1 pseudogene is annotated in these 521 nt (G+C 59.1%); it reads right to left on the reverse strand.

The window, feature by feature from the left end:
* A pseudogene (locus tag AOA62_RS25860) lies at nucleotides 1-521 on the reverse strand (RHS repeat protein); the annotation flags it as partial.

Below are 521 nucleotides of genomic sequence, written 5' to 3' on the forward strand. Positions count from 1 at the left end.
GGCAGGGTTTTTCTTACGAGGCGCCCGGCGTGGTCTCGCTTGTAACGGGTAACGAGCTGACTGCCGTCGTCGCCGTGTTCGGTTTTTTCCGCCAGGTTGCCGTTGAGGTCATACACGTAAGCCGTGCGCTGGCCGTCAAAGCCGATTTCCTGCTGGATCAGGCCATTGGGGTGGTAATCGAGTTGGTAGGTTTCGCCTGCCTCGTTTTCGATCGAGGTCAGCAGCAGGCGCGCATTGTCGTAGCGATACTTGACGTGGGTGCCATCGGCGTTGATACGGCGGCTGATCAGGTGCAGGCCGTCGGCGTATTCGTAACGGGTGACGTGGCCGAGTTCGTCGTGTTCGGCGGTGATTTTTCCGTAGGCGTTGTAGCTGTATTCGCGCGTTGCGCCGCCTGGCAATACGACACGAATCAACCGACCCACGCTGTCCCACTGATACTGGGTCAGCGCTCCCTGTTCATCCTCGCGGGCAACCTGCCGACCAAGGTCGTCATAGCGATAACGCTTGATACCCCCATT

The organism is Pseudomonas sp. 2995-3, assembly GCF_002742565.1.
Classification (GTDB): domain Bacteria; phylum Pseudomonadota; class Gammaproteobacteria; order Pseudomonadales; family Pseudomonadaceae; genus Aquipseudomonas; species Aquipseudomonas edaphica.